9 protein-coding genes, 1 rRNA gene and 1 other RNA gene are annotated in these 6,840 nt (G+C 35.5%); 2 read left to right on the forward strand and 9 right to left on the reverse strand.

The genetic code is table 11. The annotated features are described in order from the left end of the window. The 9 genes from CIB95_RS15845 to CIB95_RS15885 form a co-directional block, all read right to left on the reverse strand. Window positions 1–66, reverse strand: a 16S ribosomal RNA gene (locus tag CIB95_RS15845); the annotation flags it as partial. A 351-nt stretch (window positions 67–417) separates the two neighbouring features. Further along, window positions 418–681 carry a pro-sigmaK processing inhibitor BofA family protein gene (locus tag CIB95_RS15850; protein ID WP_094926750.1) on the reverse strand — a complete coding sequence of 88 codons (264 nt, stop codon included), beginning with the start codon at window positions 679–681 and terminating at the stop codon, window positions 418–420. Window positions 682–753: 72 nt separating this feature from the next. Next, on the reverse strand, window positions 754–975 hold the full coding sequence (locus CIB95_RS15855; protein ID WP_158217655.1) for a YaaL family protein: 222 nt from the start codon (window positions 973–975) through the stop codon (window positions 754–756). Window positions 976–988: 13 nt separating this feature from the next. After that, window positions 989–1,585: a recombination mediator RecR gene (recR, locus tag CIB95_RS15860; protein ID WP_094926754.1), complete on the reverse strand. Its 597-nt coding sequence runs from the start codon at window positions 1,583–1,585 to the stop codon at window positions 989–991. 61 nt (window positions 1,586–1,646) lie between these two features. After that, the gene (locus tag CIB95_RS15865; RefSeq protein ID WP_142296527.1) at window positions 1,647–1,970 is read right to left on the reverse strand and encodes a YbaB/EbfC family nucleoid-associated protein; all 324 of its coding nucleotides are present in this window, start codon (window positions 1,968–1,970) and stop codon (window positions 1,647–1,649) included. Between the two features lie 47 nt (window positions 1,971–2,017). Next, a complete protein-coding gene (gene dnaX / locus CIB95_RS15870) occupies window positions 2,018–3,709 on the reverse strand; it encodes a DNA polymerase III subunit gamma/tau (protein ID WP_094926756.1) in 1,692 nt (563 codons plus the stop codon). Between the two features lie 111 nt (window positions 3,710–3,820). Beyond that, window positions 3,821–4,086: signal recognition particle sRNA large type (ffs, locus tag CIB95_RS15875), an RNA gene on the reverse strand. A 105-nt stretch (window positions 4,087–4,191) separates the two neighbouring features. Next, window positions 4,192–4,680: a tRNA adenosine(34) deaminase TadA gene (tadA, locus tag CIB95_RS15880; protein WP_094926758.1), complete on the reverse strand. Its 489-nt coding sequence runs from the start codon at window positions 4,678–4,680 to the stop codon at window positions 4,192–4,194. 94 nt (window positions 4,681–4,774) lie between these two features. Continuing rightward, window positions 4,775–5,029, reverse strand: a complete 255-nt coding sequence (locus CIB95_RS15885) for a hypothetical protein (protein WP_094926760.1) — start codon at window positions 5,027–5,029, stop codon at window positions 4,775–4,777. Between the two features lie 183 nt (window positions 5,030–5,212). Between CIB95_RS15885 and CIB95_RS15890 the strand changes: the two genes are divergently transcribed. Together CIB95_RS15890 and CIB95_RS15895 are read left to right on the forward strand one after the other, a co-directional pair. After that, window positions 5,213–5,851 carry a deoxynucleoside kinase gene (locus CIB95_RS15890; RefSeq protein ID WP_094926761.1) on the forward strand — a complete coding sequence of 213 codons (639 nt, stop codon included), beginning with the start codon at window positions 5,213–5,215 and terminating at the stop codon, window positions 5,849–5,851. Further along, complete coding sequence (locus CIB95_RS15895; RefSeq protein ID WP_094926763.1) at window positions 5,848–6,513, forward strand: deoxynucleoside kinase; 666 nt, start codon at window positions 5,848–5,850, stop codon at window positions 6,511–6,513. Before CIB95_RS15890 ends, CIB95_RS15895 begins: the two co-directional genes overlap by 4 nt. Window positions 6,514–6,840: the final 327 nt, after the last annotated feature.

Consider the following 6,840-nt stretch of genomic DNA (forward strand, 5'->3'; position numbering starts at 1 on the left):
CTCGACTTGCATGTATTAGGCACGCCGCCAGCGTTCGTCCTGAGCCAGGATCAAACTCTCCATAATAGTTTGTTTGATTGCTCATTTTCCATCTTTTTTTGAAAGGTGTATGGAACCTTTTTTCTAGAGTGTTAACTCTAGGAATTACGATTGACTCGCTTGGCGTTTCGTTTAGTTTTCAAAGAACAATTTTTAACGACTTAAATATCTTACCATCCACAAAAGTTAAAGTCAATAACTTTTTTAAAAGGTTTTTTCCACCTCTTTTTTTGGGACAGGTATTAATTTACCACATATAAAAAATGAAATCAATTAGTATTTTTATCCAATAAAAATACTCACCAACTGGCGAGCGTAAGGGTGTTAGTAAATATAGTTGTATTTTCTCTATAATATAGTGAAGCAGTAACAGGATTCTTACATAATGAAAAATTTAATAGCAATCAATGCTCCTATTCCAGGTAACCCTAATATACCGGAAACCGCAGCAGTAATTATATTTATTGGAATATGGATATCAAATGGTACTCCAAATACATTTACGAAAAATAAAAATAAAGCTCCTATTACTACCTTCACCAGACCTTGTCCTATAAAATGCAATGGCTTAAATGAAGTTCCTATACTTAAAAATAAGAAAATCGCCCCTGTGATAAACGCAATAATCATTATCGGTGTCAAAAACTTCCCCTCCCTACTACTTGTCTACCTATAACAATTACTATGCTAGAAAATAAAAAAAAGAACAGAGAATTATAAAAGTTTCTCTGTTCTAATCTTTCTTACTTTTAATTGTTTTATATAGAAGAAATACTTAGCTTCTAAAATTTTATATTCCATCAAGATACTCTGAGAAGGTTCTATGCTTTGTTCTAAGATTCGTTTCTTTTGGTAATATTCTTTTTTTATCTCACTAACAGTTTCAATTAACTGATTATCGTATTGTTTCTTTAACTTATTACGTCTAAAGAACAACCAAATCTCCTCCTTAAAGCTCCCTGCGCCCTTCTAAAGCTCTTGAAAGAGTTACTTCATCAGCATATTCTAAATCTCCACCTACCGGTAGCCCATGTGCTATTCTTGTAATTCTAATTCCACTCGGCTTTACTAGGCGTGATATATACATAGCAGTAGCTTCTCCCTCAATATTTGGATTGGTAGCTAATATAATCTCTTTTACTTGATCATCTTGCAAACGTTTAATTAAGTCTGCAATATTAATGTCTTCTGGACCAATACCATCCATTGGTGAAATTGCTCCATGTAAGACATGGTACTTTCCGCGAAATTCTTTCATTTTTTCCATTGCTATAACATCTTTTGGATCTTGGACGACACATATTAACGATTCATCCCTATGTTTATCCATACAAATTGAGCATGGATCTTGGTCCGTTATGTTGCCACAAATAGAACAATGCGTTAAATTACGCTTTGCATTAACTAATGCCTTAGCAAAGTCTAAAACATCATCCTCTTTCATACTTAAAACATAAAATGCGAGACGGACTGCAGTTTTCGGCCCTATTCCCGGAAGTTTCATAAAGCTATCTATTAGTTTGGCTATCGGCTCTGGATATTGCATGACCGTCTTCCTCCTTTAAATTACAACAAGAAAAAATCCCTCTATAAAAGAGGGAGGGTGATTAGAATAAACCAGGCATATTCATCCCTTGAGTAAATTTACCCATGCTTGCGTTTACCATTTCATCAACTTGTTTCAGCGCTTCATTTGTCGCAGCTAATACTAAGTCTTGTAGCATTTCTACATCTTCAGGATCTACTACATCTTCTTTAATTATAACTTCCATAATTTCTTTATGGCCATTTGCAATAACTGTTACCATTCCGCCACCAGCTGTAGCCTCAACAGTTTTATCTTTTAACTCTTCTTGAGCTTTAGCCATTTCTTTTTGCATTTTTTGCATTTTTTTCATCATGTTACCCATATTTCCCATGCCACCACGCACGATCATCACATCCTTAAATGTTTCGTCTATTCTCATTATACGAAATGTTATTCTGTAATTTCAATTAATTCTTTCCCAACAAGCTTTGTTGCTTCTTCAATTAGAGGATCGCTTTCCTCTTCTTTTTTAACTCCATCTGTTCCTTGAGATCGGATAAATTCTTCTTTAACTTTATTCCAATCTTCTTCTAATATACTAATCATCTCTAAATGCTGACCTAATACTGCAGCACTTGCTTTTTCCGTTAAACTTTTCACATTTTCTTTTGCTGACATCTCAGCGTGAATCGTGTGAGGGAAGGCAATAATAAATGTATTATTTGAGCACAAAACTGGTTTTCCTTCTTTTACCCAAGCGTGAGAAGATACTTGTTCAGAGTTAATACGTTCTAATATCTCACCCCACTGCGATTGAATGCGCTGTAAATCTTGTTTTGTCGCATTTCGTAATACTTCATTTATTTTCGTTCTAGAAACTTGTAGTTTTTTCCCTCCGCTGCTTACTCTTCGTTCTTTTGGTTGCGGCTTTTGTTTTGGTTCTTCTTGAATGATACGTGATTCTTTTAACTTAGCTAATTCGCTTTCTAGTGCCCCAACTTTACTTATTAATTCTTGTACTTCCTTTATTCCAGCACCAGAATTGTTCAGGTCAGCTTTACCACCACTGCTGATTGTTACTACTGCAAGCTCTAAATATATCTTAGTATGATTAGTAAAACGCATTTGCTGTTGGTGTTTATTTAATTCATCTATCGCATGATAGAGCCACGGTGCATCAATTTGTTCTGATAATGAAATGAAAGCTTCATCCACATTTGCTCTTTCGAGGCCATCTTGGAAGCTTGGTGCAGTTTTATATAATAAAATATCACGGAAATAGTAAATTAAATCTTCTATAAAACGTACTGGATCTTTTCCTTCACTAAGCATTTCATCAACGTTCGTTAATGCCTCTGCAGCGTTATTCTCTAAAAGCGACTTTGTAATATTTTCAAGTATTGTTTGTGAAACCGCTCCCGTTACAGCTAATGCCGCTTCATCACTGATAACGTCTTCACTATAGGAGACAGCTTGGTCAAGGAGACTTAAGGCATCACGCATACCACCATCAGCTTTCCTTGCTATGATTTTCAAAGCACTGTCTTCTACATTAATTTGTTGCGCGTTAGTTATTTTCTTCATTCTTCCTACAATTGCATCTGAAGTGATTCTCTTAAAATCGAATCGTTGGCACCTAGAAATGATTGTTAAAGGAATCTTATGTGGTTCTGTTGTCGCCAATATAAAAATGACATGTGCAGGCGGTTCCTCTAACGTCTTAAGTAACGCATTAAAAGCACTTGTTGATAGCATATGTACTTCATCGACGATGTAAACTTTATAGGTAACGACACTTGGCGCAAATTTCACATTATCACGAATATCGCGAATTTCATCAACACCATTGTTTGATGCCGCATCAATTTCTATTACATCAGATATAGATCCATTTGTTATTCCTATACAAGCTTCACATTCATTACATGGTTCTGCTGTAGGTGCTTGTTTACAGTTAACAGCCTTTGCAATTATTTTTGCCGCACTCGTTTTCCCAGTTCCGCGCGGTCCACTAAATAGGTAGGCGTGGGACACTTTATTTTTTAACAATGCGTTTTGCAACGTTTTTGTTATATGTTCTTGACCTACAACATCTTCAAATGATTGTGGTCTCCATACACGATATAGTGCTTGATAACTCATTCCCAAATCCCCCTACCGAATCAATTCTACTCTATTATACTCTTTGTTATTTTTCTTTTCAAAAAAAGAAAAAACTCACTCTATAAGAGTGAGTTATTAATAAAGTAACTGCCGTGCACCTTTCTTCGATAATGCAAACATAAGCGTTACTTAAGCAGTTAGCTCGATCCAGGCAACCCCGCGGCACACGAGAGGTCCTACTTACTGCTGCTTCCTTCCGGACCTGACAGGATTCGTAGGTTCCCGTTGCGCAGGACCCAGATGTCAACACCACTTACTTAAGGCAGACCTTACGTCTGCAAAACCTAGGAAAGGAGTTCAGCCTCGCTACAGCGGATTGCGAGTACAGGGCACCGCTACCTCCCCGCCTAGCACGGCAAATTTGATACCTTATTTAGCTGCGTTACTTGAACGCATAACCAAGTATATCTTCTTTTTTGAAAAAAATCAACAGGTTCCATTTGGGAATATAAGTAATTTTTCTATATATTGTCATTCGGACTTTTTGACTCTTTCTTTTTTAATCTCAATTCCTTAAAGAAGTCTTTTAATAGATGGCTACAATCATGCTCTAAAACTCCGCTTTCTATATCTACATAATGATTAAAACGATTATCTTGCAATAGATTATACAAAGATCCTGCACACCCTGCTTTCGGATCACTTGCCCCAAATACTACTCTATCTATACGGGATTGTATAATTGCCCCTGCGCACATTTGGCATGGTTCTAACGTTACATAAAGGGTACATTCCGTTAAGCGCCAAAACCCAACCTCTTCACACGCCTTATTAATTGCAATTATTTCAGCATGAGCAAGTGCGTTTTGCTTTGTTTCTCTTAAATTTGACCCTTTTGCAATGACTTCTCCATCTTTAACAATAACCGCACCTATTGGTACTTCTCCCTTTTTACCAGCAGCAATTGCTTCATCTATAGCCATACGCATAAATAACTGATCATTATCCATCGTTTTCCTCCAACATCTTATGCATACAACTTATAATAAAGAAATCAAACAAAAAAATAAACCAGCGGGTTTTAGCGCTGGCATATTTTAAGTATTATTGGTTCTCACCATCTGTTTGTTCTTCTGCTGGAGCATCATCTTCTCCACTATTCATTTCTTCTTCGCCATCATTGTCATTGTTTTGCAGATGTTGCTCTCCTTCTTGCTCATCACCATCTTCATCTTCCATATTATTTTGTTCTTCCATATTTTCTTGCTCACCTTGGTCATTCTCTTCTTCACCATTACAACCAGCTAAGATTCCTAAAGATAAAACCCCAGCAAGAAAAGTTAACCCTAATTTTTTCATAGCTATTTCACTCCTTTTCCTTTTTTCTACATTACTTAGTTTCTCTTTTTCCCCTCAAAGAGAAACAGTTAAATTATTCCAATACATATTATTAAGATGCTTTATTTTCTCTATTCAACCACTATATATTGTGATAACATTACTTATAGTATGTATAGGTAGTAACTTACTAGGGGGAGCATTATGAAAAACACACCTTTTATTGCAGTTGAAGGACCTATAGGGATTGGAAAAACATCACTTTCAAAAGCGATTGCTGATCATTTTCAATTTTCTCTATTAAAAGAAATCGTTGAAGAAAACCCATTTCTCGGAAAGTTTTATGACAACATTGAAGAATGGAGCTTTCAAACAGAAATGTTCTTCCTATGTAATCGTTTTAAACAATTAGAAGATATTAATAAAAATTACTTACAACGTGGACAAGCAGTAGTTGCTGATTATCATATATTTAAAAATAGAATTTTTGCTGAAAGAACATTGCAATTAAGCCAATATGATAAATACCAACAAATTTATCATATTTTAACGGAAGATATGCCACAACCAAACGTCATCGTTTATTTGAATGCAAGTTTAGATACGATTATGAAACGTATTGCATTACGTGGTAGAGATATTGAAAAAAATATTGACCCTCAATATTTACAAAGATTAATAAATGATTATGAACTGTTCATGGAACAATTCAAAGCTATGCATCCAGAAATACCTGTATTATCTTATAGCGGTGATAACATAGATTTTGTCATGAACGAAGAGGACTTAAAAGTTATTTTAAATGACGTTGAAAACACATTAAAAGGAGCGATGACAATATGAACTTAAGAGAGAAGTATAATATCCCTAAAAATGCAGTTATCACTGTGGCAGGAACTGTCGGTGTAGGTAAATCTACAATTACGAATGCATTAGCTAATGCTCTTCAATTTCGTACGTCGCTCGAGAAAGTTGATTCTAATCCTTATTTAGATAAATTTTACTCCGATTTTAGTCGCTGGAGTTTCCACTTGCAAATTTACTTTTTAGCAGAACGCTTTAAGGAACAAAAAAGAATCTTTGAATATGGTGGCGGTTTTATTCAAGATCGCTCTATCTATGAAGATACAGGTATCTTTGCGAAGATGCATTATGACAAAGGCACAATGACTAATGTTGATTATGAAACATATCGTAGTTTATTTGAGGCGATGGTTATGACACCTTACTTCCCTCATCCTGATGTTCTAATTTATTTAGAAGGATCACTTGAAGATATCTTAGATAGAATTAAGCTAAGAGGTCGTCCAATGGAACAGCAAACACCAATTGAGTATTGGCAAGAAATGCATAAAAGATATGAAGATTGGATCAATGCTTTTACATTCTGTCCGGTCTTACGAATTAACATCAATGAGTATGATTTAATTGCTGATGAATCTTCTATTGAAAATGTAATTGAAAAAGTTGCAACAAAAATGAATCGCAAAGTACCAGTACGTTAATGAGCGAAGCACTCCTATAGGGGTGCTTTTTTATTGAAAGGCGAGGCGAACGATCAGCGACGTATAAGCTGGAACACTTTGTTTGAGATAAAGGAAACACGAAGGGCTTAGCTCTTCGATGTTGACTTATCGTAAATAAGAAGTGTGAAGATTACTAGTCGTTGTGAGCCGTAGCTAGATCAAATAAGAAAAGCTGAAGCAATCGGTTAACGACGTAAAAACTGGAGCACTCTGATTAAGATAAAGGATACACGAATAGTGAAGCTATTCGATGTAGACTTATCGAAATGAAGAGTGTGAAGTTTTCTAGACGTTGATTGCTGAAGC

Origin of the sequence: Lottiidibacillus patelloidae, assembly GCF_002262935.1 — a bacterium.
GTDB classification, from domain to species: Bacteria; Bacillota; Bacilli; order Bacillales; family SA5d-4; genus Lottiidibacillus; species Lottiidibacillus patelloidae.